General features: G+C 48.8%; 23 protein-coding genes. 17 read left to right on the top strand and 6 right to left on the bottom strand.

Going from position 1 to position 22,695, the window contains the following annotated elements; genetic code table 11:
* The first annotated feature begins 18 nt into the window (after positions 1-18).
* Together D0B88_RS14345 and D0B88_RS14340 are read left to right on the top strand one after the other, a co-directional pair.
* Complete coding sequence (locus tag D0B88_RS14345) at positions 19-1,947, top strand: response regulator (protein ID WP_151058028.1); 1,929 nt, start codon at positions 19-21, stop codon at positions 1,945-1,947.
* Between the two features lie 187 nt (positions 1,948-2,134).
* Positions 2,135-2,341 carry a hypothetical protein gene (locus D0B88_RS14340; RefSeq protein ID WP_007641689.1) on the top strand — a complete coding sequence of 69 codons (207 nt, stop codon included), beginning with the start codon at positions 2,135-2,137 and terminating at the stop codon, positions 2,339-2,341.
* Positions 2,342-2,426: 85 nt separating this feature from the next.
* Here the strand turns inward: D0B88_RS14340 and miaB are convergent, their stop codons facing one another.
* Complete coding sequence (miaB, locus tag D0B88_RS14335) at positions 2,427-3,800, bottom strand: tRNA (N6-isopentenyl adenosine(37)-C2)-methylthiotransferase MiaB (RefSeq protein ID WP_151058026.1); 1,374 nt, start codon at positions 3,798-3,800, stop codon at positions 2,427-2,429.
* Positions 3,801-4,010: 210 nt separating this feature from the next.
* Between miaB and D0B88_RS14330 the strand changes: the two genes are divergently transcribed.
* On the top strand, positions 4,011-4,337 hold the full coding sequence (locus tag D0B88_RS14330) for a DUF6172 family protein (RefSeq protein WP_151058024.1): 327 nt from the start codon (positions 4,011-4,013) through the stop codon (positions 4,335-4,337).
* 123 nt (positions 4,338-4,460) lie between these two features.
* Here D0B88_RS14330 and D0B88_RS14325 read toward each other — a convergent pair whose 3' ends face one another.
* The gene (locus D0B88_RS14325; RefSeq protein ID WP_151058022.1) at positions 4,461-5,837 is read right to left on the bottom strand and encodes a DEAD/DEAH box helicase; all 1,377 of its coding nucleotides are present in this window, start codon (positions 5,835-5,837) and stop codon (positions 4,461-4,463) included.
* Between the two features lie 217 nt (positions 5,838-6,054).
* Here D0B88_RS14325 and D0B88_RS14320 point away from each other — a divergent pair, with 217 nt between their 5' ends.
* Entirely contained in the window at positions 6,055-6,396 is a 342-nt protein-coding gene (locus D0B88_RS14320) for a DUF1820 family protein (protein WP_040392063.1), read from the top strand.
* Positions 6,397-6,451: 55 nt separating this feature from the next.
* Positions 6,452-7,972: an FGGY family carbohydrate kinase gene (locus tag D0B88_RS14315; protein WP_151058020.1), complete on the top strand. Its 1,521-nt coding sequence runs from the start codon at positions 6,452-6,454 to the stop codon at positions 7,970-7,972.
* 144 nt (positions 7,973-8,116) lie between these two features.
* Here the strand turns inward: D0B88_RS14315 and D0B88_RS14310 are convergent, their stop codons facing one another.
* The gene (locus D0B88_RS14310; protein WP_151058018.1) at positions 8,117-8,815 is read right to left on the bottom strand and encodes a hypothetical protein; all 699 of its coding nucleotides are present in this window, start codon (positions 8,813-8,815) and stop codon (positions 8,117-8,119) included.
* Between the two features lie 291 nt (positions 8,816-9,106).
* Here D0B88_RS14310 and D0B88_RS14305 point away from each other — a divergent pair, with 291 nt between their 5' ends.
* The 8 genes from D0B88_RS14305 (at position 9,107) to D0B88_RS14270 (ending at position 15,303) form a co-directional block, all read left to right on the top strand.
* A complete protein-coding gene (locus D0B88_RS14305; RefSeq protein WP_151058016.1) occupies positions 9,107-9,592 on the top strand; it encodes a VOC family protein in 486 nt (161 codons plus the stop codon).
* Between the two features lie 283 nt (positions 9,593-9,875).
* On the top strand, positions 9,876-10,685 hold the full coding sequence (locus tag D0B88_RS14300) for an ABC transporter ATP-binding protein (RefSeq protein ID WP_151058014.1): 810 nt from the start codon (positions 9,876-9,878) through the stop codon (positions 10,683-10,685).
* A complete protein-coding gene (gene mlaE, locus D0B88_RS14295) occupies positions 10,682-11,473 on the top strand; it encodes a lipid asymmetry maintenance ABC transporter permease subunit MlaE (protein ID WP_151058012.1) in 792 nt (263 codons plus the stop codon). The genes D0B88_RS14300 and mlaE overlap by 4 nt, the downstream gene beginning before the upstream one ends.
* A 2-nt stretch (positions 11,474-11,475) precedes the next feature.
* Complete coding sequence (gene mlaD, locus D0B88_RS14290) at positions 11,476-11,958, top strand: outer membrane lipid asymmetry maintenance protein MlaD (RefSeq protein ID WP_151058009.1); 483 nt, start codon at positions 11,476-11,478, stop codon at positions 11,956-11,958.
* The gene (locus tag D0B88_RS14285; protein WP_151058007.1) at positions 11,951-12,628 is read left to right on the top strand and encodes a phospholipid-binding protein MlaC; all 678 of its coding nucleotides are present in this window, start codon (positions 11,951-11,953) and stop codon (positions 12,626-12,628) included. The genes mlaD and D0B88_RS14285 overlap by 8 nt, the downstream gene beginning before the upstream one ends.
* Positions 12,621-12,920 (top strand): STAS domain-containing protein, encoded by a 300-nt coding sequence (locus D0B88_RS14280; protein ID WP_151058005.1) that lies wholly within the window; start codon positions 12,621-12,623, stop codon positions 12,918-12,920. Before D0B88_RS14285 ends, D0B88_RS14280 begins: the two co-directional genes overlap by 8 nt.
* Before the next feature lie 81 nt (positions 12,921-13,001).
* Entirely contained in the window at positions 13,002-14,171 is a 1,170-nt protein-coding gene (locus D0B88_RS14275; protein ID WP_151058003.1) for a glycerol-3-phosphate dehydrogenase/oxidase, read from the top strand.
* A gap of 115 nt (positions 14,172-14,286) precedes the next feature.
* Positions 14,287-15,303, top strand: a complete 1,017-nt coding sequence (locus D0B88_RS14270; RefSeq protein WP_151058001.1) for an aspartate carbamoyltransferase — start codon at positions 14,287-14,289, stop codon at positions 15,301-15,303.
* A gap of 19 nt (positions 15,304-15,322) precedes the next feature.
* On the opposite strand, the gene D0B88_RS14265 is transcribed toward D0B88_RS14270, so the two are convergent.
* Positions 15,323-16,615: a diguanylate cyclase domain-containing protein gene (locus D0B88_RS14265; protein ID WP_151057999.1), complete on the bottom strand. Its 1,293-nt coding sequence runs from the start codon at positions 16,613-16,615 to the stop codon at positions 15,323-15,325.
* Between the two features lie 201 nt (positions 16,616-16,816).
* Entirely contained in the window at positions 16,817-17,251 is a 435-nt protein-coding gene (locus D0B88_RS14260) for a YchJ family protein (RefSeq protein ID WP_151057997.1), read from the bottom strand.
* A 151-nt stretch (positions 17,252-17,402) separates the two neighbouring features.
* Between D0B88_RS14260 and D0B88_RS14255 the strand changes: the two genes are divergently transcribed.
* The 3 genes from D0B88_RS14255 to D0B88_RS14245 all read left to right on the top strand — a co-directional run bounded on the left by D0B88_RS14255 (position 17,403) and on the right by D0B88_RS14245 (position 21,095).
* The gene (locus D0B88_RS14255) at positions 17,403-18,557 is read left to right on the top strand and encodes a 1-acyl-sn-glycerol-3-phosphate acyltransferase (RefSeq protein WP_007641626.1); all 1,155 of its coding nucleotides are present in this window, start codon (positions 17,403-17,405) and stop codon (positions 18,555-18,557) included.
* Complete coding sequence (gene dinG / locus D0B88_RS14250; protein WP_151057995.1) at positions 18,557-20,695, top strand: ATP-dependent DNA helicase DinG; 2,139 nt, start codon at positions 18,557-18,559, stop codon at positions 20,693-20,695. Before D0B88_RS14255 ends, dinG begins: the two co-directional genes overlap by 1 nt.
* 73 nt (positions 20,696-20,768) lie before the next feature.
* On the top strand, positions 20,769-21,095 hold the full coding sequence (locus D0B88_RS14245; protein WP_040391782.1) for a YqcC family protein: 327 nt from the start codon (positions 20,769-20,771) through the stop codon (positions 21,093-21,095).
* A gap of 16 nt (positions 21,096-21,111) precedes the next feature.
* On the opposite strand, the gene D0B88_RS14240 is transcribed toward D0B88_RS14245, so the two are convergent.
* Positions 21,112-21,963 carry a 6-carboxytetrahydropterin synthase gene (locus tag D0B88_RS14240; protein WP_191966447.1) on the bottom strand — a complete coding sequence of 284 codons (852 nt, stop codon included), beginning with the start codon at positions 21,961-21,963 and terminating at the stop codon, positions 21,112-21,114.
* A 171-nt stretch (positions 21,964-22,134) separates the two neighbouring features.
* On the opposite strand from D0B88_RS14240, the gene D0B88_RS14235 reads away from it, so the two are divergent.
* Complete coding sequence (locus D0B88_RS14235; RefSeq protein WP_191966446.1) at positions 22,135-22,695, top strand: YfiR family protein; 561 nt, start codon at positions 22,135-22,137, stop codon at positions 22,693-22,695.

Genomic DNA, 22,695 nt, shown 5'->3' with positions numbered 1-22,695 from the left:
CGAAGCAGTGAGGATGGGATGCAGAATATAAGGTTATTAATTATTGACGATGACGAAGATGATTTTATTCTCGTCAAAGATTTATTAACCGATATTAGCCAAAGCTGCATATTGGATTGGGCTCCAACTTATGAGATGGGGCAGCGATTGCTGCAGGAAGACAAACACGATTTGTGTTTGATGGATTATAAACTCGGCGCACGCGATGGCATCGAGTTATTAAAGTTTGCGCATGAAGTTGGTTTTTCCGGCCCGGTTATTCTTTTGACGGGTATGCATCAAGTTGAAGTGGATCGGCAAGCTTTGCAAGCTGGTGCGGTGGATTATTTAGTGAAATCCACGCTCAGTGCAGAGCAGCTTGCGCGCGCCATTCGCTATGCGCTGGCACGACGGGATGTGGAGCGCGAGCGAGTAGAACGCTTGAAAGCGGAATCAGAAAATCGCTCCAAAAGTGAATTCCTTGCGCACCTTAGTCATGAGTTGCGCACCCCTTTATCGGCTATTTTAGGTTTTACCGAGCTGCTGCTCAATAAAACGACTGATTCCGAGAATGCAGGGCATTTACGCATTGTGCATCGCAATGGCAAACATTTGCTCGGCTTACTCAACGATATTCTGGATCTCTCCAAAATTGAAGCGGGAAAATTGGAATTGGAAAAGCAGCCGGTTTCGTTCGCGGCTTTTTTGACTGATATTTATTTTTTAATGCAGGGAGCCGCCGCCGATAAAAATTTGCAGCTGCGCATAGAAGCTCCGCAACCATTGCCGCTTACCATTAATACCGACCCTATGCGCTTGCGACAGATTTTATTAAACCTGATGGGGAATGCCATAAAATTTACGCATCAAGGCGAGGTGGTGCTCACTATCGATTGGGTTGATCAAACCCGGAAAGACAAAATCCGTTTTTCTGTGAAAGATTCCGGTATCGGCATTTGCGAAGAAACTCTCAAGGTAATCTTTGAGCCTTTTGTGCAATCCAAAAATGCGCAGGTACATCCGCGAGCGGGCACAGGTTTAGGGCTCACTATCAGCAAGCAATTAGTTGAGCGACTGGGCGGAAATATTCAGGTAAGCAGTGTGGTGGGAGAGGGCAGCGAGTTTAGTTTTACCCTCGCTATAGACGAATCCGACTGCACGGAAACTGCCATTTTATCGTTAAACATTGCAGCGGCAACGGAACACAATGTGGAAATTCCCCGTTTTACCGGACGGGTTTTGGTTGCTGATGACCTGCGCGATATTCGCACGTTAATCGGCCACTTTGTACAGTTAACCGGTGCAGAAGTTGTTTATGCCACTGATGGTGCCAACGCCGTGCGCATTATCAACGCTGATAAATTATTGGGTAAACATTTTGATTTGGTATTGATGGATATTCATATGCCCGTTATGGATGGTCATCAAGCTGCGCAGCAATTGCGCAGTGAAGGATTCACTCTGCCACTGGTTGCTTTGACTGCCGCGCACATGAAAGGCGATATGGATCATTGTTTTGAGTCGGGGTTTACCGCTTATCTGGGTAAGCCGCTTGATCAGGCCCGGCTTTATAATTGTTTGGCAAGATTTTTAACCCCTTCTACTTCGGCATTAACCACCTCATTTCCTGCTAAATCTATTTTAGTCGTGGAAGATGATGCAGATACTTTGGCGGCGATGACCGGCCTGTTGACTTTGTTAGGCTGGCAGGTATTTTGCGCGCAATGCGCCGCCGCCGCATTGGAAGAATTGGATAAACACACGCTGCATACTGTACTAATCGATTTGAATTTACCGGATATGAGTGGCTATTTATGCGCAGCGAAAATCCGCGAGCGCAACCCAGAGGTGCGCCTCATAGTTGCTAGTGGTGAGACAGTAGATCCGCGGCGTGCGGCAGATGCAGGCATTGCTGCAAGCTTATTAAAACCCGTATCGCTCGCACAACTTGAAGCAATCTTGGATTGAATCCTTTTTGCATCCCTATTTTTGTACTCATCGCTTACTTGTTGTAAAAATTGCAAAAAATAATCTGCATTATTAACTATCTTGTTCTTTTATTTGCTTGAAACTCCCGTCTATAGCGGGTTTGGGGAAGTTGGCACGCAATACGCAAAGAATTTCATGTCATTAAAACAACGTATAGGGAGTTTTTATGAATTTACTTCAACGTGTATTTATCATCGCTTTATTAGCTTTGCCCTTGGCGGCCTGTGATTCCAGCGATGGCCCTGCAGAAAAATTGGGTGAGGATGTTGATAAAGCGCTTGATGAAACCCGCGATAAATTGGATGACGCGGCAGATGAAATCAAGGATGGTGTTGAGGATGCTTGTGAAGAGGCATCCGACAAGAACTGCTAGTGCAAACAGGCAGTCTTGGCAAACAAAACCCCGTGCTGGCACTGCCAGCACGGGGTTTTTCTTGATGGGTTTAAAACAATAGTAATTATTTGACCCAGTCTGCATCCAATTCCGAGCTGAGCAGGGTGCCGCGCAGGGAGTTGGTCAGTGCTTCTTCAATCAATATGTCAGCAAATTTTCCAATCAAGTCGGCATTGTCGCTGCGGAAATTAACCACGCGGTTGTTCTCGGTGCGGCCGCACAATTGGCCTGGATCTTTGCGTGAATAACCGGTAATTAAGATGCGCTCGGTATTGCCCACCATGCGACGGCTGATTGCCATTGCTTGTTGAATCAACCGATCCTGCAAAATTGCCAAACGTTGTTTTTTCACTTCTTCCGGTGTGTCATCGGGCAAATCTGCCGCGGGTGTGCCGGGGCGTGGGCTGTAGATGAAGCTGTAGGAAGTATCAAAATCCATATCGTGGATCAGCTTCATGGTCGCTTCAAAGTCGGCATCGGTTTCGCCGGGGAAACCAATAATAAAATCGGACGAGAAGCTAATGTTTGGGCGATTCTTTTTAATGCGGCGCAATTTGGATTTGTATTCCAGTGCGGTATGGCCGCGCTTCATCGCCATCAAAATACGATCTGAACCGCTTTGCACCGGCAAATGCAAATGGCTGACCAGCTCGGGCACCTGGTTGTACACTTCAATTAGCGCATCGGTAAATTCAACGGGGTGCGAGGTAGTGAAACGAATGCGGTCAATGCCATCAATCGCCGCTACATAGGTGATCAATTCCGCCAAATCGATAAAAGTGCCATCGGCGGTCGCGCCGCGATAAGCATTCACGTTTTGGCCGAGCAGGTTCACTTCACGCACACCTTGTTTGGCCAAATGGAGAATCTCTGCCATCACATCGGCCACCGGGCGGCTCACTTCTTCGCCACGGGTATAGGGCACCACGCAGAAAGTACAATACTTGGAGCAGCCTTCCATAATCGATACAAACGCGCTCACGCCATCGGCATCCGGTTGGGGCAGGCGGTCAAATTTTTCGATTTCCGGAAAGCTGACATCCACCACCACTACGCCATTTTCGCGTTTGGTTTCCATCATTTCCGGCAGGCGATGCAGGGTTTGCGGGCCAAAAATCAGGTCCACATAGGGCGCGCGTTTGGCAATAGCTTCACCTTCCTGGCTAGCCACACAGCCGCCCACACCAATCACCAGATCGGGGTTTTTCTTCTTCAGTTTTTTCCAGCGGCCCAATTCGTGGAACAGGCGTTCCTGGGCTTTTTCGCGGATTGAGCAGGTATTAATCAGGATTACGTCGGCATCTTCCGGGTCTTCGGTCGGTACCATATTGTGCGATTCACCCAACAAATCCTTCATGCGCGATGAATCATACTCATTCATCTGGCAGCCATGGGTTTTGATATAGAGCTTTTTGATCGGCATTTCGGTGGTCGACATCTAACTACTACCTGGTTAAAAAAGAATGGTTGGCGCAAAAGTGTTGATTAAAAAACACGCAGAAAAAGGAGGCGCGCATTATAGCCATCTTGGGCGCTAAAGCCTACACAAATGCCCCTTGGCAATGGCGCCCGTGTTACCATGCGCGCCACTTTACTGCCGCGCACATTCTTCTTTATATACATTCTCTTCTTTATCTACAGGTAAGCCATGAAAAAGACGTTCAAACTCCAGGTCGAAGGCAAGCATCCCGATCGTTTATTGGAGGCCATCAAACACGAAGTGCGCAAATACGTGAAACGTGAGCGCCGCAAAACCCTGCCAGCGGGTGTGGATTTCTGGGCGTTTGATTGCAAATTCGGTGTGACTGCCGAGCAGGCAGAAGTGGTGCGGTTAGGCGAAATCACTAAAAAGATGGATGAAGTTGCCAGCGCCGGTGGCGATAGTTTTTATGTGGAGATTATTGCTGCTCACGGTATTCGCAAAGCGCGTGATGAGTTTGATGAGCTGGATGACGACGAAGACTTGAACGACTAGTTCCCAACTAATCGCCCGAAAAACAAAAGCCGCCCCCGAGTGATCGAGGGCGGCTTTTTATTGGACTCAGCTTTAAACAACTGCACCTTTTGTCATACCCGCGAACGCGGGTATCCATTTGTGTTACTTCTTTTTAGGGCGGGTAGATGAGCCTAACTTGCTCGCCGGGCGCGCATCTTTACTGCCTTTGCGCACCGGTTTTTTGGCAGCCGTATGGCCGCTGGCACCGGATTTGCCCGGTTTGGCAAAGGCCGATTTTTTAGGATCACCCGCGCGCGATTTTGCTCCCAGTTTAAGGCCGCTTGGCTTGGTTGCCAGTTTCAACAATCCGCTTTTGGGTTTGGTGACGGTTTTAACCACTTGCTCGGTTACATCAAAACCTTTGATTTTTTCGCGTTTGATTTTGGTACCAATCACTTCTTCGATCAGCGAAATCTTGTGTTCTTCCGCCGGTGTGACCAACGAAATCGCCACACCTTTTTTACCCGCGCGACCGGTGCGGCCTACGCGGTGCACATAGTCTTCGGTGAAGAAGGGCAAATCGAGGTTGACTACAAAGTCCAGCCCTTGAATGTCCAACCCACGCGCGGCGACTTCGGTGGCTACTAATACTTGCAGCTTATCTTCCTTAAATTCCTGCAGGGCACGGCGCCGTGAGCCCTGGGTTTTTTCGCTGTGAATCACCGCAGCGTCTACTTTGTCTTCTTTTAATGCCTTGTATAGGTTCTCTGCCTCGTCGCGGGTGCTGCTGAATACCATCACCTGATGCCAGTTTTGCTCGCGCAACAAATGGATAAACAGCTCGTATTTGCGGTCGCTATCCACCGGATACAGCACGTGATCGACGGTTTCTGCCACCGAGTTACGCTTGGAAATGGAAATCAGAGTAGGGCGATTCATTGCCTGTTTGGCGAGGTTAGTTACCAAGGGCGAGCTAGTGGCGGAGAAAAACATCGTTTGATGTTTGCGCACAATGCTGGTGAGAATCGTGTGCATATCGTTCACAAAACCCATATCCATCATGCGGTCAGCTTCGTCCAGCACCACAAATTCGGTTTTAGCCAAATTGATATTGCCCAGCTCCACATGTTCTTTCAGGCGGCCCGGTGTGGCGACCAGAATATCCACACCCGCGCGCAGTTTGGTGCTTTGGCCGGTGAGCTTTACACCGCCGTAAACGGTGGCGATTTTATAGGGCGTGAACTGCGCAAATTGTTGCATCGCGGTGGCGATCTGCTCCACCAGCTCGCGGGTGGGTGCCAGAATCAGTGTGCGCACAAAACCGGCTTCGGTATGTTTGGGTTTTTCCAGCATTTGCTGCAGTACGGGCAAGCTGTAGGCGGCGGTTTTACCGGTACCGGTTTGTGCGGTAGCGAGTAAATCAATACCGCGGCGGGCGGCGGGAATCGCCTCCTGCTGAATGGGGGTAAGGGTTTTAAACCCGATGACTTTAATCGCGTGCAGGAGTTCTTGGGCAAGGCCGAGCGAGGCAAAATTCATAAATAATCGACTGAAAAGGGAAAAAATGGCGCGCAGTATACCGGTTAATGGGGCGCTTTAGTGGATTGCCCTCCGTTATCGGCTACTTTTTGTGCAGTTGGGGCGTGAATCGCCAGGAAGGTGTGTTATTCTTCGCGCCCCTCGCGATGGGGTAAAGCCGACCGCGATGGTGTGTTTTGGTCGCGTTCTGAGTGAGCGCATTGCAGCAGAGAGAGTTATGGCAGTTAAACCCGTTTATAAAGTGATATTCCTCAACCAGGCCCAGGTCTACGAGGTGTTTTGCTCGGCGATTTACCAAAGTGAAATGTACGGCTTTATCGAAATCGAAGAATTTGTGTTTGGTGAACGCAGCGGCCTGTTAATTGACCCGGCCGAAGAAAAGCTCAAAACCGAATTTGCGGGCGTCAAGCGCTCTTATATTCCCATGCATTCGATCGTGCGTATCGATGAAGTGGAAAAAGAAGGCCCTGCAAAAATCACCGAAGTCAAAGGTGGCAGCGATAAGATCGCCCAGTTCCCCTACAGCGGTTTTATGCCCGGCCCCCAATCTGGCGAATAAACTTTAAATCCTCGCTACACTTGCTCGATGACACCACTATTATCGAGCAAGCATTATGCCCCCGGTTTTCTCTCCCGTTTTTAGCAACAACCTGCACCTCGCCATCGATCAAGGTGGTCAAAGCACACGCGTCGCCATTTATACTAGCAGCGGCCAACAGGTCTGCATTTATTCCGCACCCTGTGCAACACGCACATATCAACCCGAAAAGTCTGTCTATCCCTTTATCGAACAAGATGGCGCTGAGATTCTTGCGGGTATTCGCACCTGCTTGCAAAAAATCCAGCAACAACTCGGTGCCGATGTGCAGCATATTGTCAGCGCCGGATTTGCGGGGCAGGGCTCATCGCTCTTATGTTGGAATAATCAAACCGGTGAAACCTTAACACCGGTGTTGAGCTGGCAGGATATTCGCGGCGAACCCTACTTAAACGATATTTCACTGACACACCAACAAACTCAACAACTGACGGGGTTACGTTTATCGCCGCATTACGGCGCAACAAAAATGCGCTGGTGTTTGGAACACAATGAAAAAGTTGCCCAAGCACAAAAAGATAATTGCCTCAGCATTGGCCCCATCGTCAGTTATATTTTTTGGCATTTGTTGGATAACTCTTCAGCAATACATAAACAATCCCTTGTCGATCCCGGTCACGCCCAGCGCACACTGTTATGGAATTTGCGGCGCAATGAATGGGATCAATCGCTGTTGGAACTTTTTAAAATCCCGCGCGCGGTTTTACCGCATTGCCAACACCACAATAGTCACTTTGGAAATTTGCAATTGGGCGATTACACAATTCCCTTCACCGCGAGCGCCCGCGATCAAGGTGCGTCATTGTTTGCGCGTGGTTTGCCGGAGCCCGATGCCTGCTACATCAATATCGGCACCGGCGCATTTATCCAGCGTCTGAGTGAAAATTTGCATGCGCCAGAAGGGTTATTAGTCAGTCCCCTATGGTTGCCTAAAAATGGGTTGCCTGAAAATGAATTGCCAGAAAATTCGGCAGCAAAAAAATATTACGCCTGGGAGGCAACCGTAAATGGTGCAGCGGCGGCGATCAGTTTTATCCAGCAGCACGCCGGGTTAACCATTACCCCACAAAAAATTGACAGCGCACTTGAATTAAATCCCGCCGGTGATTGTTATTTCCTTAACGCCGTCGGTGGCCTAAGTGCGCCTTATTGGCGAACCGATTTGCAATCGCGCTTTAGCGACAATTTATCCGCAGCAGAAAAAATTCTTGCGTGGATCGAATCCGTTATTTTTCAGATTGTTATCAACGTGCAATTGATGAATCAGTCAGGCGCTACCCAAAAAATAATTATCAGTGGCGGCTTCAGCAAAGCCGATACCGTCTGCCAAAAAATTGCAGATCTCACACAAGCCGATGTCCATCGCAGCGATAATGCTGACGCAACCGTACAAGGTATCGCCTGCATGGCTGCCGGTTTACCAGAAAGTTGGAAGCCTGCTTTGCAGGAGGATATATTTACGCCACAGCAAAACCCTGTATTGCAACAACGCTTCGCAAACTGGCAGCGCAAAATGAACGAGTGGTTACAGAATTAACCGTAGGGGCGCAGCAAGAAACGCCCCTACGGTTTGGAAATTTGGGTACACTTTGTTATAGCAATCGATCCGCTTACTCTACCTGACATTCCAGCGACTAATCGCATCTCCAGCAGCTGCCTGATTTTTGTTGGTACTGTGGGCTTAGATTTTAAGTTTGATTGGACGACGCGCGAAAAAAATAAAGATCATTCCGGCTAGTAATAACCCAAGTGGAATGGGTTCCGCTACGGATACTTTTTCTATAGTCAATTGACTCTCATAATTTGCAAAGTGAACGTCGGTATTTATTATCCATTCCATCTGTTGTCGTCTGTAAACCCAATTGTCCCAATAATACATAAAATTAGCGATGCCATTTCCAACACCGGAGCCATCCGGGTTCCAACTAATAAAACCTCCTGTGGAGAATGAGCCGCCGCTTGCAGTTCCATTTGTCAGAGGTCCGCTTTCAATAACGTCAAAAGTCAGGCTCCAGTAAGAGAATAGGGGGCCTTCAGGTATTAACTCAAATCGGCTTTTAGTTATCAGTGGAGATGTGAAAATATTAGATGTGCTGATACTTTTTATAACATCATTGAAAACAGACGGCGCTGTTTCTGGGTTTGAAGATTCAATATCTGGAATGATAATCTTTATTTTGAAGTTGATCGTCTGGTCTATAAAGAAGTCCCCGTAAGAGGCGTAATCGTCGTCGTCAATTCGCAACTCCTCGCTCTGCCACATGAGGTCATTGCTATCATAGTTAATCACTAAATAAGCAAGCGCATTGGAACCCCATAGAGCGAAAATAATAAAAACAAGAGGTTTGTAAAATACGGAATAAAACCGTGGTGCTTTCATAACCGACTCCTTATCGTGATTGATGGATGATGCATACAGATAATACCTGCGCCCCAAAGTAGCAGCCTCTGAAGCAATTTAGTAGTGTTTATAAGTTCATAGTGGTTCAATTAAATATGTTTGGCGCGCAACTCAATAGTTAACCGTTTTTTTGATTTTTTGATTTTTTGATTTATTTGGCGTTTTTCTCTTATCTGGTAAATTGGGGGCAGCAAGTGCTGCCTCTAGAAAAATTAGCGTTGCTATTGGGTTGCGGTGGTGGGTATTAAAATTTCATAAAGGAGAATCGTTATGAGTAATCACGCAAAAAATATAATTTGTCTTTGGTATGTTGATGATGCTGAGGCGGCGGCGCAATTTTACGCGGAAACATTTCCCAACTCGTCGGTTGGTTCTGTATTTCGTGCGCCAGGTGATTATCCGTCGGGGAAGCAGGGTGATGTGTTGACGGTGGAGTTTACCGTCATGGGGATTCCCTGTCTTGGACTTAATGGTGGTGATACTTTTACGCACAGTGAAGCATTTTCGTTTCAAGTCTCCACAGTTGATCAGGCAGAAACTGATCGTTATTGGCATGCAATTGTCAATAATGGCGGCGCGGAGAGTGAGTGCGGATGGTGTAAGGATAAGTGGGGGTTGTCCTGGCAGATTACGCCCGTTGCCTTGATGCAGGCCATTGTGAATCCTGATCCTGCTGCGGCGAAACGTGCTTTTGATGCGATGATGACAATGAAAAAAATCGACATCGCCACTATTGAGGCTGCGTTGCGTGGGTAAGGTGTAGGCGCGCCGCTTTCCGCGCCCTGGTTAAAATAAGGCGCATCTGGGTGTCGAAAGAGGCGCCCTTATGTACCGATCCAGGTAATAGATTGCTTGCTTATCAGCGTGCGTATTTTAATTCCCTTCCAGTTGATCCATATCAGAATCCTCACTTGTAATTTCCATTACGAAGGTAACACTTAGGTTAGTGTCTTTTTATCTTAAAAAGACGCGCCTACAGTGTTTTGGTTTATTTGATATTTCGCAGTGTGACCTTTGCAAGAGGGATGAAATAACTGGCATGAATGATCAATCGGCGATGGTGGAATTGGAGCAGGTCTCGTTTGGCTATGGCTCGCGCAAGATCTTGCATAACATCAGTTTACGCATTCCGCGTGGCAAGGTGGTGGCCATTATGGGCGGGAGTGGCTGTGGCAAAACAACTATTTTGCGCTTGATTGGCGGGCAGGTGAAACCAACTTCCGGGCGAGTGTTGGTGGATAACCAATCGGTGGCGGAATTAAATACGCAAAAGTTATTTTTGTTGCGCCGCAAAATGGGCATGTTGTTTCAAATGGGTGCGCTGTTTACCGATCAAACTGTGTTTGAAAATGTTGCCTTTCAAATGCGCGAGCATACCGATCTGCCTGAGGATTTAATTCGCAACCTGGTGCTAATGAAATTACACGCGGTGGGTTTGCGTGGCGCACATCATTTAATGCCGTCCGAACTGTCGGGCGGTATGGCGCGGCGCGTAGCTTTAGCGCGCTGCATTGCACTGGACCCGGAATTAATTCTTTACGATGAACCTTTTGCGGGGCTAGACCCAATTTCACTCGGTGTCATCGGGCAGTTAATTCGCCGCTTTAATGATGCGCTGGGTGCAACCTCGATTGTGGTGACTCACGATATTAAAGAGTCGCTCAAAATAGTGGATTACGTTTATATGATCGCCGACGGTACGGTTATCGCCGAAGGTACTCCTGCTGATATTCAAATGTCCGATCATCCTTTCCTCGCACAATTCGTCAACGGTAAAGCCGATGGGCCGGTGCCATTTCATTACCCTGCGCCGGATTATGCCAGCCACTTACTGGGAGCTGAGCGATGAAATCTATTTTGCAGGGCGTTGAGTTCATTGGGCGGCAGGTGACCGATCGGCTGATATTGCTCGGCGCTATTTGTCGGTTTTTAATTTCTATTTTATTGATGTCTGCCATGTGTTTGCGCCGCCCCTGGTTGGTGGTGCGCGAAGTTTATTTTATTGGTGTGCTCTCGCTGTTAATTATTGTGGTGTCCGGTTTATTTGTGGGGTTGGTGCTGGGCTTGCAAATGTACGACACGCTGGAGCGTTTTGGTTCCGGTGATGGTGTGGGCATGGTGGTAGCCTTAGCACTGGTGCGTGAATTGGGGCCGGTATTATCGGCATTGCTATTCTCAAGTCGCGCGGGTTCTGCGGTAACAGCAGAAATCGGTTTGATGAAAGCGACTGAGCAATTAAATGCGCTGGAAATGATGGCGATTCAACCGCTGGCGCGAGTGATTGCACCGCGCTTTTGGGCGGGCGTTATCTCGCTGCCATTACTCAATGTCATTTTTTGTGCGCTCGGAATTTTTGGTGGCTATTTAGTGGCGGTGCAATTGCTGGGTGTGGATGCAGGAACCTTTTGGTCGCAAATGCAAAACGCGGTGGATTTTCGTCAGGATGTTGTCAATGGCATTATTAAAAGCCTGATTTTTGCGGTGGCAGTAAGTTTGATCGCGGTATACGAAGGTTATTCTGCGGTGGCGACTGCCGAAGGGGTTTCGCGGGCGACAACACGCACAGTGGTGGTTTCAGCGTTAGTGGTGTTGGCATTGGATTTTGTGCTGACGGCTTTTATGTTCAGAGGGTTTTGATAATGAATCGCACACTGGTTGATTTGTGGGTTGGTTTTTTTGTCGCGCTGGGAATGGCGGCAGTGGTTTTTTTAGCGCTGAAGGTTGCAAATCAATCCAGCTTTCGCGCCGCACCGAGTTATGAGGTGCATGCCTACTTTACCAATATTGGTGGGCTAAAAATGCGTTCGCCGGTTAAAAGCGCTGGAGTAGTGGTAGGGCGTGTTACAGATATTCAGTTGGATACTTCCAATTACCAAGCCAAAGTCAGTATGGCGCTTGATAACCGCTATGAATTTAGTGTGGATTCTTCGGCGAGTATTATTACCTCCGGTTTGCTGGGCGAGCAGTATGTCGGCTTGGATGTAGGCGCGGAAGAGGACATGCTCAAGGCTGGTGACACTATTGAGTTCACTTCTTCTGCGCTGTTGCTAGAAAAATTAATCGGTGAATTTGGCTTGAACAAAGCTACGAGCACTTCAGCAGAGGATACGAATCATGAATAACTTACTAACACCATTATTTTTTTCGCGTTCATTCAGGGCGATTTTTTGTACCTTGTTTTTGTTTTCACTACCATTGGCTGTTCGTGCCGATACGGCGGGTAACCAAAAAGCAGATCCGGCTGGGGTAATGCAGGTTGCGATTGAAAATGTATTAACCCAGTTAAAAAAACATGAGGCGCTTTATCAAACTGACCCGGAACAATTGCGTAGTATTGTGGCTGAGTCTGCATTACCTAACCTGGCGATTAAACGTATGGCGCAACTCGCGTTGGCAAAACACTGGCGTAGTGCCAGTGCGCAGCAGCGGGAAATTTACTTGCGCGAATTTCAGCGCTATTTAATTCGTAGCTACACCAAAACCTTGTACCTGTACCGCAATGCCAAACCGGAAATGCTCGGCCGTGATAATAAAAACAGCAGTCAGAGTGAAACCAAAACCACCCTTAAAGTGCGGGTAAATAACGAGCGCGGTGAGGCGGTAATTTTATTTTTGCGGTTGGAGCTGCAAGATGATAAGTGGAAAATTGTGGACATCAATGTCGAGGGCATTAGTTTGGTGGTTACTGCCCGCGGGGTGTTCGATGAGGAAATCAATCGCACTAATTTGGATGCTTTTTTAAACAACCTGACTGAACAAAACGACAAAGCGGCAGCGGCTAAAAATGAGTGAATTAATACTGAATGAGCATGTGCTTTATGTGCGCGGCGAGGTGAGTTTTAAAACGGTGACTCACTTGCGGGAGCAATTGCAGCGCACCCTTCACACCAGTGTGCAATCCAATATACGCACTCTGGATTGCAGCGGTGTAACCAAGGTGGATTCTTCCATCGCCTCACTCTTGTTGGCGGCATTGAGTTTGACCAAGGCTGCCGGTACGAAGCTTTCCATTGCCCAGCTGCCCCTGGCGGCGAGTAAGTTGCTTGGGCTTTATGACCTGGATGGTGTTATTCAGCACCATTAATCGCATTTCCAGCGCACAGCTGTCGATCATTCTTACAAGTCTGTCTATACTCTGGCTGATTTTTCTCTCGGACGAAATTCAATGAAATACGACATTGTCGTTGTAGGCGCAGGTATTCAGGGCGCCGGTGTCGCTCAGGCGGCAGCGGCAGCGGGTTATTCGGTATTGGTCGTCGAGCAAACTGCGCCGGCGGCGGGTACATCCTCCAAATCTTCCAAGCTGATTCACGGCGGGCTGCGTTACCTGGAGACAGCCCAGTTCGGTTTGGTGCGCGAGAGCTTACGCGAGCGAGCGCTTCTATTACGGCTTGCCCCCGAATTGGTAAAACTGCGCCCCTTGCACATTCCCGTTTATGAGAATTCAACTCGCTCATCGCTGACAATTCGGGCGGGGCTGAGCCTTTACGCTGGTTTGGCGGGGTTTGATAAAAACAGCTTGTTTCGTCAATTGTCCCGCTCGGAATGGGATCAGTTGAGCGGGTTAAAGCAGCAGGGATTGAAAGCTGTGTTCCGTTATCACGAAGCGCAAACCGATGATGCGGCGCTCACGCGTTCGGTATTGCAGTCGGCCATTTTGTTGGGAGCAGATATGCTCATGCCTGCGCGCTTTGTGGGCGCAGAGCGCAATGGTCAATGTTGCAAGGTAGATATCCAAACCGAATCCGGCCAACAGTCGATCAGCTGTCGCGTATTGGTCAATTGCGCTGGCCCTTGGGCGACGGAGGTATTGGCCAAGATTAAACCGGCGATAAATCATCCCCAGGTCGAGCTAGTGCAGGGCAGTCATTTGCTATTGCCGCCGCTGCTTGCGCAGTATTTCTATCTGGAGGCTCCAGCCGATAAACGCGCGGTGTTTGTTTTGCCGTGGGAAGGGCAGTTAATGGTCGGCACCACTGAAAAGCTGCACCAAGGGCGCCCGGAAACCGCGTTTTGTAGCGATGAAGAAAAGGCTTATTTGCTCGCGACCTTGCGTCACTATTTCCCGGAATTGCCAGTGGAGGATAGTCAGGTCGATACCTTTGCTGGCTTGCGAGTGCTGCCCAAGAGTGACAAGGCGGCATTTGGTCGTTCGCGCGATGTGATTTTCTCGGTGGATAACGAACACCAGCCTAGAGTGCTCTCGGTAATGGGCGGCAAGTTAACCACTTATCGCGCTACGGCCGAGGCGGCATTGGAGCGCATGATGCCATCGCTGCCTACTAAAGAGCGGCGTGCCGATACGCGCCTGGTCTCGCTGATTCCGGTGCACTAGGTTTTTTTATCATTAGCCGTTGGTATCGCGCTTTGCTGTCGTTAAAATGGCGGCCGTTTTTGTCCCCCTTTGGTTTTGCCTCTTTGGTCAGCGGTCTCACCGCTAAGGACTTCTTGTGAATTTTACCGGCGCGCACATTCTCTCTATCAAACAATTTGAACGCGCTGATATCCAGCGCATCTTCGACGTGGCCGATGCCATGGAGCCCTACGCCCTGCGTCGCAAGGTAACGCGGGTATTGGAAGGGGCGATTTTGGGCAACATGTTTTTTGAACCCAGTACCCGCACCCGGGTGAGTTTTGGTTCGGCGTTTAATTTGCTGGGCGGCAATGTACGCGAAACTACTGGTTTTGAAAGCTCATCGCTCACCAAGGGCGAATCCCTGTTTGATACCGCCCGCGTACTGTCCGGTTACAGCGATGTGATTTGTATGCGTCACCCGCAAGCAGGTTCGGTCGCAGAATTTGCCGAAGGCAGTCGCGTGCCGGTATTGAATGGCGGTGATGGTGCCAATGAACACCCAACCCAAGCGCTGCTGGATTTGTACACCATTCGCAAAGAGTTGCGGGCTAACGGGCGCAGTATTGATGGCTTGCGCATTGCGATGATCGGCGATTTAAAACATGGTCGCACAGTGCATTCTCTGTGTAAGTTGCTGTGCTTGTTTCAAAACATTAGCGTGTGTTTGGTGTCACCCAAAGAGTTGGCAATGCCGGACTATATCGTTGAGGAGTTGCGCAGTGCAGGGCACAAGGTGACGATTACGGATGACTTGGCATCCAGCATCGGCAATATCGATATCGCTTATTCAACACGTATCCAGGAAGAGCGTTTCGCCAGTAAAGAAGAGGCCGATTTGTATCGCGGTCGGTTCCGTTTGAATCAATCCATCTATACCCAATACTGCGAACCGAATACGGTGATCATGCACCCGCTGCCGCGAGATTCACGGGCAGACGCCAATGAGCTGGATAATGATTTGAATGCAAACCCCAACCTGGCCATTTTCCGCCAGGCGGACAATGGCGTGTTGGTGCGCATGGCGCTGTTTGCGCTGGTGTTGGATGTGGCCGATCAGGTGGATAAATATTCACGCGAGGTAAATTGGTACAACTCGCTGCGCAGCAATTAATGCGGTGAATGGCTGCTCATCAGTGCGCGTCGTTAAGCAGTTTGACAATGTTGTTGAGCAGCGTGGGCGCACTGAGGCTCTTATCAAAGAAATGGTCGATATTGAGTGTTTGCCCAAGTGTTTTGATTTTGTCGTCGGTTTGTTCGCTCACAAGCGCTAACAGGCTGTTGGCTGTTTTTGGGGTACGTGCGAGCCAGTTGCACAGTTCGGCACCGGCTTGGGTATCTACAATGCCACTACCTAACAATATTAAGTCTGGATGCAATTCAATCGCTAACTCCAGGCATTCACGCTGTGTTTCGGCGGTGAGCAAATTAAAGTGCGCTTGCAAGCAGCCGCTGAAATGACGCAGTAACTCCTGATCTGTATCCGCCAGCAAAATAGTTTTGTGGGTGGCTACTTCCTCCACCCAACTGCGATTGCGCCCCGCGCGTTTGGCTTTATACAGAGCGCGGTCGGCATTTTTAATCAGTTCTTCCAAATCATGGCCGGTGGTGCGCAGGCAAGTTGCACCGCCAATGCTGGCGGTTACATAGCTGTCGGTGGGTGATACATCGTGGCGTATTTGCAACTGCGCCAAGGCTTCACCGATAGATTGGGATACGCGCATTGCACCCTTCGCATCGGTTTCCGGCAGTAGTACTACAAACTCTTCGCCGCCATAGCGGCCCAAAATATCCCCGCTGCGGTGCAGGCAACTTTTAATCGCCTGACTGACTTTTTTCAGGCAGGCATCACCCGCCGGGTGACCGTAGTGATCGTTAAATAATTTGAAGTGGTCCACGTCGATCATCAACGCACTAATGGGTTGTTGATGGCGTTTAGCCAGCGACCACTGTTGCTGTGCCAAATCATTAAAGGTGCGGCGGTTATATATTTGCGTGAGGCTGTCGAGCTGGCTCAGTGCCTCCAATTCCACGTTGAGCTGATTCAGCTGGTCGCGCATTTCGGCGATACGCTCCATCGCGCGGATTTTTGCTTTGATAATCATGAAGCTGACCGGCTTGATCAGATAATCATCGCCACCGGCTTCTATGCCTTCGCGGTAATTTTCGTCCTCATTCAGGCCGGTTACAAAAATGATGGGTATCCAGTGGCCCGCAAGCCACTCGCGGATGAGGCGTGTCGTTTCAAAGCCATTCAAGCCGGGCATTTCCACGTCCATAATGATCATATCGACCGGGGTATTTTCGAGCAGCTGCAGCGCTTCTTCGCCACTGCGTGCAATCAAGGGTTCATGACCCGCTTCGAGAATATAATTGCGCATGGCATGGCGCAGGGTTGCACTGTCTTCGACCAGCAAAATTTTCATAGAGTCAGAGAGTTAGAGTCTTGGCAAATGGCACACCGGAGAGTGTAGCCGCTAATAGCGCAATGGATATTATGATTTTGGCGCTATTTTAAGCATTAGTGAGTGATGAGGTGATCAGCTAATGCGATCAGTGGCGGATTTTTGTGCGCTTCGCCGGTTGCATCACATTTCTTTATTATTTGTGTCGGAAATTTGACTCTGTCACGGCTCCACATGATCAACATAAAACCACTTACCCAAGTGCTTTTTAAATAATGAAGTTTCATGGTGCTGATGCAGTTGCCCTTGTTGGCGAAAAATCGCTACAAATTCAACGATGCCGGAATCATCATACTCTGCTCCTGCGTGGGTGTTGCGTATCTGCAGACCCAACCAGTCGCAGCTTTCAGCCCAGGCGCGAATGTCGCTCTTGCTGGAGCGCAAACGCTGTTCTGGGCTCCAGGTGTCCCACAGGTAATCGACGGCGACAAGGCTGTGCGCGGTATAGCGCGAGCGCATTAAGCTTTCAGCGGTGGGGGGCAGGCGGATGCCTTCGATAAAATCCAGACAACAGGCTTGCAGTGATTGCTGGCTACCGCAGGGGCAGGGGGTGTTGCTATCGGTATTACGATTGATGGGTGGTGTTTTTGGTGGCATTTTGCGACCCTTTTCGGTATTTTGTGCGCCTATTTTCGCTGGCTTCCGGCCCTTATGCAAAGCGCTTGTTCTTGGAGCGCATAATGTCTGTTTGGATATAAACCCATTCCGATAGATGTTGAAATTGCCTTCTTACTGATGACTCCCTTATATGACTGAATTTGATGATATTCGTCCCTACCGCGATGATGAAGTTCGCTCCACGCTTGATCGCCTGTTAGCCGACCCGGAATTGGTCGATGCCGTAACTCGTTTGCGTTTTCCCGGTGCACACCAATGGTTGGGGTGGGCAATAAAACCTCTGGTAAAAGCGAAGCTCAAACAGCAGTTATCCGGCATTCAGGATGTGGATGGTTTTCAGCACGTGGTTGAAAACTATATGGCGGCTATGATGGCCAAGCGCGTCACCGCATTAACTACATCAGGCCTGGATAAGCTGGATAAAAAAACGGCCTATTTGTTTATAAGCAACCATCGCGATATCGCGATGGACCCGGCATTTGTCAATTGGGTTCTCTATCACAACCACAGCAATACTTTGCGTATCGCGATTGGCGATAACTTGCTGACCAAACCTTTTGTGTCAGATTTAATGCGGTTGAATAAAAGTTTTATTGTTAACCGTTCGGCAAAAGCGCCGCGTGAAAAACTCAAAGCGGCAAAATATTTGTCGTCTTATATTCATCATTCAATTTGCAATGAACATTCAAGTATCTGGATCGCCCAGCGTGAAGGTCGCGCCAAAGATGGTTGCGATAAAACCAATTCCGCAGTGCTGGGTATGATCGCGCTAAATAAACCCAAAACGGAAGAGTTGGCGACTTATATCCGGCAGTTGCGCATAGTGCCGGTATCTATTTCTTACGAGTTGGACCCTTGCGATGCAGCGAAAGCGCGCGAGCTTTATTTACAGCGCACGCAAGGCAGTTACCAAAAAGAAGAGCATGAGGATGTAAAAAGCATCGCCATGGGAATTGCCGGCGACAAAGGTAATGTGCATTTGGCATTCGGCGATATTTTGGATGGTGATTACACCGATACTGATGAGCTGGTTGCCGCCTTGGACAAACAAATTCTTGGCAACTATGTGTTGCATGCTACTAACTGTATTGCTTATGAAATGTTGCATGGCAATGTGCCGACAGTGAATTATGGTGTAAACAACACACCTTATGATCCTGCAACTTTAAGTGCAGAAAAAGCAGCCTTTGCCCAGCGTATGAATGCAATCCCCGAAGGGCAGCGCGAAATTGCGCTGGGAATTTATGCTAACCCGGTTGTGAGCAAACTGAGTAGCAGCAGCTAATGCTAACCGATGACCTCAAAAAACAAATTCAAAGCGCCTACAGCACATTTTTGGAAAATAAGGGCTTAAAGTCCCGCTATGGCCAAAAATTGATGATCGCTGAAATCGCTAAAGCGCTCGGCAGTATTAAATTGGATGATGAAAATCATCGTCTAGTGGAGGAGCGTGCCGGTGGTCATATTTGTGTGGTTGAGGCAGGTACAGGTACGGGCAAAACTATCGCCTATTTACTGCCGGCGCTGGTCATGGCCAAAGCTCTGGGTAAGAAGTTGGTTGTCTCTACCGCGACAGTCGCGCTGCAAGAGCAAATCGTAAATAAAGATTTACCCGATTTACATCGCAACAGTGGGCTAAATTTTTCCTTCACGCTCGCCAAAGGCCGTGGTCGCTATTTGTGTTTGAGTAAGCTCGATAATCTCATTGCTGAATACGAAAGCGGTGTAAACCCCACCCGCGCGCTCTATGAAGATGAATATCCGAGTGTGTCGGCGCAAAGCGTAAAACTGTATCAATCCATGATGGAATCCCTCGCTGGCAATAAATGGAATGGCGAGCGCGACACCTGGCCGCAAGCACTCGAACAAAACGAGTGGCAAATCATTACCACTGATCATCGCCAATGTACCGGACGCCGCTGTTCCAATGTGTCGGTGTGCAGTTTTTTTAAAGCGCGGGATTCAATGCATGCCGTGGATTGTATTGTTACCAATCACGATTTGGTGCTGGCCGATTTGGCCTTAGGCGGTGGTGCTATTTTGCCCGCACCGGAGGACGCGATTTTTGTGTTCGATGAAGGTCATCACTTACCGCAAAAAGCACTCAATCATTTTGCGCATCACAGCCGCATGCTCGCGACCAGCAAATGGCTGGATCAATGCAATAAAGCGCTCGGCGCAATTTTAGGTGCGGTGAGTGGCGCTGGGAATGTGGATCGTTATGGCGAGCAATTGCCAGCCGCGCTAATTGATTGCAAGCAGCGGTTAGATCAGTTGTATCCGGTGTTTGATCAGTTGGCGCAGAGCATTGCCTTTGATGATCGCCAAAACCATTATCGTTTTGACAACGGCGTTATTCCGCAGGATTTTCTCCTACCTTGTGTTGAGCTCTATAAAGGTTTTGATCGCCTGAGCGAGTTGCTCAAAAAAATGTGCGATGAATTAACCCAATCGATGGAAGATGCGCATTGCCCCGTACCCAAAATTGATTTGGAAAATAATTATCCGCTGCTGGGAACCTGGCAGTCGCGTGCGGAAGCCAATCGCGATTTGTGGGCGAGTTTTGCTACGCCCGATAAACCCGGTTCGGTTCCCAAAGCCCGTTGGATCACCCCCATAGACCACACTGGCAGCCTCGATTTGGAAATTTGCTCCAGCCCGATTCTTGCCGCCAAAACCCTTGAATACAGTTTGTGGGAAAAAGCCTGCGGTGCGGTTATTACCTCCGCAACTTTAACCGCGTTGGGGAATTTTCAACGCTTTCAAATGCGCGCGGGAACACCTGCGGACGCCAACTACCATGTAGTGCCCAGCCCTTTTAATTTTCAACAGGCGACGCTGGAAATTCCCGTGGCTGCAGTGGAGGCGACTAATGCGGATGTGCATACCCTTGCCATTATTGACGATCTGCCGAATTTAATTGATCCCGATGCGGGCACTCTGGTGTTGTTTTCATCGCGCAAACAAATGCTCGATGTATTTGAGGATATGCCGGAAGATCTACGCGAAATTATTTTGGTGCAGGGTGATAATTCCAAGCAGGAAATGTTGGTGCAGCATAAAAAAGCTATCGATGAAGGGCGCGGTAGTGTGCTGTTTGGGTTGGCAAGTTTTGCCGAAGGGGTGGATCTACCGGGTAAATATTGCACGCACGTGATTATTGCCAAACTGCCGTTTGCGGTTCCCGATGATCCAATTGAAGCATCATTATCGGAGTGGATTGAAGCGCGTGGTGGCAATGCATTTATGGAAATTACCGTACCGGATGCATCGCTAAAATTAATTCAGGCTTGTGGGCGTTTGCTGCGCACTGAAACGGATACAGGCAAAATCAGCCTGCTTGATCGCCGCATTATTACCAAGCGTTACGGCAAAGCGATTTTGAATTCGCTGCCGCCGTTTACCCATATCGTTCACAAATGATTTTTTAAAAAGCGTGTTGGGCATCGCTGCGCTCAGCACCAACCTACGAAGCACCCTGACTGCCGGATATACCATGAATAAACTCCACATCGCCGTTGCCGAAGTGTTAATGGACGTTGAACAACAACTGCGGCAATTACAGCTGTGGGAATTTGAAATGATTTCCGAGGAGGCGCTGGCGAGTACGGAGCCTTTCGCGATAGATACCATGAACTTTCCGCAGTGGTTGCAGTTTATTTTTTTACCGCGCTTGTATTCTATGATTGAGCAACAAATGGAGCTTCCCAAATATTGCTCAGTGGCACCTATGGCTGAAGAGTATTTTTCAGTGTTGAATTTACACTCAGCACCGCTGATTACCCACCTGCAAAAAATTGATAATCTTTTAACTCGCAATTAATAATTGCACTACTGTTTTAGGCTTCTGCAATTGCACCTTTGTTAATGCCTTCATACGCTTTCACGCGAATAAAGGTATCGGGGTTTTCCTGGCGGCTTTTTTGCGCAATGTGATGGGCGATAAACTCTACGGTAGTTTCGGTATCGATCAGATAGCAGCAGCGTTGCGGCAGGGTAATTTCAAACGGGCCTTGCTCTGCCTCGTAGGCAAAGTGGTAGTAATTCGTGCCTTGGTGTTGCGGTTTGCCAATCAGATCTTCACGAGTAGCCAAATAAATATCTTTCCATTCATCGGCCCAACGCTGCTCCAGTTTCGGTGATTTTTTGCCGTTGGCCCAAATATCTATGCGTGAGCGATGGCCGTGTGCAATGCGTTGGCAATTACCCCGGTGTTTTTTCAAGCCGTGACTGTAGTGGTAATAGGCTCCTGTTATAGGCTCCAATGAGAAGTCCAACTCCAAACGTGCCACGCTCATTGGGAATTGTTGCTTGAGTTGGCTAATGCACCATTCGGCAATAGATTCTTGTGTTAGAACCTCTGCATCGACAAGAGCAATTGCATCGCGCGGTGAGCGTGTGTGTAAAAATTCACCATTGCTGCCAAATTGCCAATGAATGGTGAGAAAGTCGCCTTCATCGTCAATGCGAATTTGCGGTGAGCGAATGGGCACAGCCAAGCGGTGATCTAACTCTGTATCCAACCAATGACGCATGACTTTTTTAACGGTGCCGAAATCGCACACCATGCCTTGTTCATCCAGTTCCCCATACAAACGAACATTTGCTAACCAGGTCTCGCCGAGAAGGCCGCGCTGGGGGTCAAGGAAACTGAAATCGACATTGGTTAGGTTATCGACAAACAACAGCATAAAAGTGGCCATAGGAATGGAAATTGAGGGCTACCATGATACCACTTAGTCTTATTAAGGTGGCTGGAGGCGACGGAAAAAGCAAAACCCTTTATCGCAAAACCACCTCCGCTGGGCTATCCTGAGCAGATTAAAACGCTTTACACGAGGGAATCGCACAAGGTGAAGTCTGTGCTGGGAAGGTGGGCCAAAGTTACTGGCCGTCGCTTGGTTTATTCTGGTGTGGGAGTCTTGCTCTTCACGCCTTTTTTTGTGGCTTCGGCGAATGCGTCCGAGGCTAGCTTGCGCGTTGCATTTGTCTATAACTTTTTGAAATTCATCGAATGGCCCGCACACAAAGATCAATCGGTTTCGCTTTGTGCTTTGGGGGCAGAAGGTGTTACCCGTCAAGCCTTGGCGCAGTTGGAAAAAAAAACCCAACCGCAGCGTCAGACCAGAGTTGTCTATCTCGATAAAACGGCGGATCTCGATCAGCATTTAAATTCTTGCCAAATGATTTATCGCCCCGCAAGCGGTGAACGTATTTCCTTGCCCGCACAATTGCCACCGGGGGTATTGCTCGTAGCGGATGAGCCTGATCCTCGGGATGGGCGTGTTGCTATCGCGCTGCTGCGTACGAGTGATAACCGTATTGAGTTTGTGATCAACGAACAGGCGATTGAAAGCGCTGGTGTAAAAGTCAGTAGCCAGCTGCTCAAATTGGCTAAAAAGCCAACAATGGAGCGCCGCTAA

The organism is Cellvibrio sp. KY-YJ-3 (assembly GCF_008806955.1).
GTDB lineage: Bacteria > Pseudomonadota > Gammaproteobacteria > Pseudomonadales > Cellvibrionaceae > Cellvibrio.
The sequence above is the reverse complement of the archived record's forward strand: the minus strand, read 5'-3'. Positions and strand labels throughout refer to the sequence as shown.

Coding starts and splice junctions, on each gene's coding strand:
- D0B88_RS14305 (WP_151058016.1), top strand. CDS start 9,107: ATGAGTAATCACGCAAAAAATATAATTTGTCTTTGGTATGTTGATGAT.
- miaB (WP_151058026.1), bottom strand. CDS start 3,800: ATGTCGACCACCGAAATGCCGATCAAAAAGCTCTATATCAAAACCCAT.
- D0B88_RS14325 (WP_151058022.1), bottom strand. CDS start 5,837: ATGAATTTTGCCTCGCTCGGCCTTGCCCAAGAACTCCTGCACGCGATT.
- D0B88_RS14260 (WP_151057997.1), bottom strand. CDS start 17,251: ATGCCACCAAAAACACCACCCATCAATCGTAATACCGATAGCAACACC.
- D0B88_RS14280 (WP_151058005.1), top strand. CDS start 12,621: ATGAGTGAATTAATACTGAATGAGCATGTGCTTTATGTGCGCGGCGAG.
- D0B88_RS14340 (WP_007641689.1), top strand. CDS start 2,135: ATGAATTTACTTCAACGTGTATTTATCATCGCTTTATTAGCTTTGCCC.
- D0B88_RS14310 (WP_151058018.1), bottom strand. CDS start 8,815: ATGAAAGCACCACGGTTTTATTCCGTATTTTACAAACCTCTTGTTTTT.
- mlaE (WP_151058012.1), top strand. CDS start 10,682: ATGAAATCTATTTTGCAGGGCGTTGAGTTCATTGGGCGGCAGGTGACC.
- mlaD (WP_151058009.1), top strand. CDS start 11,476: ATGAATCGCACACTGGTTGATTTGTGGGTTGGTTTTTTTGTCGCGCTG.
- D0B88_RS14315 (WP_151058020.1), top strand. CDS start 6,452: ATGCCCCCGGTTTTCTCTCCCGTTTTTAGCAACAACCTGCACCTCGCC.
- D0B88_RS14240 (WP_191966447.1), bottom strand. CDS start 21,963: ATGCTGTTGTTTGTCGATAACCTAACCAATGTCGATTTCAGTTTCCTT.
- D0B88_RS14300 (WP_151058014.1), top strand. CDS start 9,876: ATGAATGATCAATCGGCGATGGTGGAATTGGAGCAGGTCTCGTTTGGC.
- D0B88_RS14245 (WP_040391782.1), top strand. CDS start 20,769: ATGAATAAACTCCACATCGCCGTTGCCGAAGTGTTAATGGACGTTGAA.
- D0B88_RS14255 (WP_007641626.1), top strand. CDS start 17,403: ATGACTGAATTTGATGATATTCGTCCCTACCGCGATGATGAAGTTCGC.
- D0B88_RS14285 (WP_151058007.1), top strand. CDS start 11,951: ATGAATAACTTACTAACACCATTATTTTTTTCGCGTTCATTCAGGGCG.
- D0B88_RS14275 (WP_151058003.1), top strand. CDS start 13,002: ATGAAATACGACATTGTCGTTGTAGGCGCAGGTATTCAGGGCGCCGGT.
- D0B88_RS14330 (WP_151058024.1), top strand. CDS start 4,011: ATGAAAAAGACGTTCAAACTCCAGGTCGAAGGCAAGCATCCCGATCGT.
- D0B88_RS14320 (WP_040392063.1), top strand. CDS start 6,055: ATGGCAGTTAAACCCGTTTATAAAGTGATATTCCTCAACCAGGCCCAG.
- D0B88_RS14345 (WP_151058028.1), top strand. CDS start 19: ATGCAGAATATAAGGTTATTAATTATTGACGATGACGAAGATGATTTT.
- D0B88_RS14265 (WP_151057999.1), bottom strand. CDS start 16,615: ATGAAAATTTTGCTGGTCGAAGACAGTGCAACCCTGCGCCATGCCATG.
- dinG (WP_151057995.1), top strand. CDS start 18,557: ATGCTAACCGATGACCTCAAAAAACAAATTCAAAGCGCCTACAGCACA.